Origin of the sequence: Parafrankia soli, from assembly GCF_001854695.1 — a bacterium.
GTDB lineage: Bacteria > Actinomycetota > Actinomycetes > Frankiales > Frankiaceae > Parafrankia > Parafrankia soli.
In genome coordinates, this window is the sequence record NZ_MAXA01000135.1 from 1 (window position 1) to 2,043 (window position 2,043).

The window sequence follows — 2,043 nt, forward strand, 5'->3', positions numbered from 1 at the left end:
CCACCTCCTTCGTCGCCGCGACGGGCACGGCGATCACTGGTCGAGCCACGCTCATCACGAAACCATGGGGAACGTCGCTGGCCGTTGCGTTCGACCGCGGGGCAGCGAGTAGGCCACCGTCGCGTCTAGACACGGAACCTCGGACGGAGCTGTGACTATCGGTGCGACCTATCGGCTACCCACAGCCGGTTCGGCCGGTCCGCGGCGAAGTTGCGTCGGACCAGGTCCGCGAGCCGCTCGRCCGCCGGATCCGCCACCGTGGTCCGCCGCTTGTGGTCACCGCGGACCGCGCCGACCAGGCCCAACTCGCCCATCAGCCGCTCCACCGTGCGGTTCCCAGCCTCGTCAGTGGAACCGCTATAGCCATTTCTGTCAACCGGGTGCGAGACGGAATATCCTGTATGTCTCTATTGGAGTGATAATTGAGTATTAATACGATAATTGGGTATAAATACCCTGTGTGGGGCTGGTGGCCGGGCCTGGCCTGGTTGGTGGTGGTCGGGTGAGTGGGGCGCGAGGCCGAGGGGCGAGTCGTTCTACTCCCGAGTAAACATTGGCAACGTCATGATCAGCGGCTATAACCCTCTCTGAGAGATCTCGGTGTATTCGCTGCTAGTGACGCTGCACGGACCGATTCGGTCGTTGTCATGCCCTCTCCAGGACCAAGGAAGCGAGCTGCGTCGTGCTCACTGCTGCGAGACGAGCCGGGCGGAGCCTACTGGTGATCTTACTCGTCACCATGGGCGCGGTGGCGTTGCCGGGCCTGGCGCCAGGTTCGGTGGTCTCGGTCATCCTCGGCGAGAACGCGACCCCGGAGGCGATCGCAGCACTGAACACGAAGCTGAGCATGGACAAACCGCTATGGTCGCAGTACCTGAACTGGCTCTGGGATGCGGTGTGCGGTGACCTGGGCGCCTCGCCGGTGACCGGGCAACCTGTCGTCGTCGAGGCGATCGGCGAGCGGCTGCCGATGATGTTGGAACTGGCGGCGTTGGCACTTGTTTTTGTTCTCCTCGTCGCCGGGGCGCTGGCCGTGGTGTCCGCGACGTGGCCCGGGACGGCGATCGATCGGGCGATCACCGCACTGTCCTCGGGTCCTCTCGGTACCCGCCTTCATCGCGGGCCCCGTGTTGACCTACGTCTTTGCGATGCAGCTTGGTCGGCTCCGGTGACGGGGTGGTCCCACCCTCGCCTGGTCGTCGCGGGAGTTCGTCATGGCCGAGCGGAACATGGGCGAGAGCCGCCGGCGGATCCTGTCAAGGGAGATCCTGCCCAACCTGTCGCCCCCGTTGGGGGCCTACCGGCCGATCGTGATGGCCGCCCCAATCGTGGCCGAGGGGCCGTTCAGCTCCCTGGGCATGGGCATTCCGCCGCTGCAGCCGAGCTGGGGCGGGATGATCTCCGATGGTAAGGATGCGATAACCGATGCCCTCCACATGGTGTTTGTCCCGCCCCCCGTCATCTCCTTCACCGTGTTCGCGCTCAACGAAACAGGCGACCACGCCACCAGTTCGGCCACACTCTGCACGACTGACCACCCGCCCGTAGTCGGGCGCCACCTGAGTCAGCCGTCCCCAGTCCCCGGGCCCTGTGCCGCTTTACCGATCCCGAACACTGATGAAAGGTCCCCTGATGATTCGTAAGACGCGATTACTCGTCACCGCTGTCGCATGCTGTGTGGCGCTCCTCCTGGCCGCATGTGGCGGCGGCGGTGATACCAGTCCGTCCACGGGCGCCTCCGCCAAACCGGTGGCCGGCGGCGAAGGCCGGATCCTCACGTTGAGCGATCCGCGCACTCTGGATCCGGCGATCCTCGGCAACGCGTATGCGTCCGGCGCCCTCCTGGGTAACGCCCTGTACGGGACCCTGATGACCAACGATGAGGCAGACGAGGTCCATTACTCGATGGCCGAGTCGTTCACCACGACCGACAACGGCAAGACCTTCACCCTGAAGCTGCGGCCGGGCCTGGTGTTCTCCGACGGCACTCCGCTGAACACCGAGGCCGTGAAGTTCAACTGGGACCGGACCAAGGACCCGGCC

General features: G+C 65.2%; 3 protein-coding genes and 1 pseudogene. 3 read left to right on the forward strand and 1 reads right to left on the reverse strand.

Going from position 1 to position 2,043, the window contains the following annotated elements:
* Nucleotides 1–155: 155 nt before the first annotated feature.
* The gene (locus BBK14_RS38210) at nucleotides 156–314 is read right to left on the reverse strand and encodes a hypothetical protein (RefSeq protein WP_157904246.1); all 159 of its coding nucleotides are present in this window, start codon (nucleotides 312–314) and stop codon (nucleotides 156–158) included.
* A 368-nt stretch (nucleotides 315–682) separates the two neighbouring features.
* Between BBK14_RS38210 and BBK14_RS42160 the strand changes: the two are divergent.
* The 3 genes and pseudogenes from BBK14_RS42160 to BBK14_RS12750 form a co-directional block, all read left to right on the forward strand.
* Nucleotides 683–895, forward strand: a pseudogene (locus BBK14_RS42160) (ABC transporter permease); the annotation flags it as partial.
* 334 nt (nucleotides 896–1,229) lie between these two features.
* Nucleotides 1,230–1,643, forward strand: a complete 414-nt coding sequence (locus BBK14_RS41660) for a hypothetical protein (protein ID WP_338045455.1) — start codon at nucleotides 1,230–1,232, stop codon at nucleotides 1,641–1,643.
* Nucleotides 1,633–2,043: ABC transporter substrate-binding protein (locus BBK14_RS12750; RefSeq protein ID WP_241831440.1), on the forward strand; the 411-nt coding region annotated here is incomplete at its 3' end. The genes BBK14_RS41660 and BBK14_RS12750, both read left to right, overlap by 11 nt.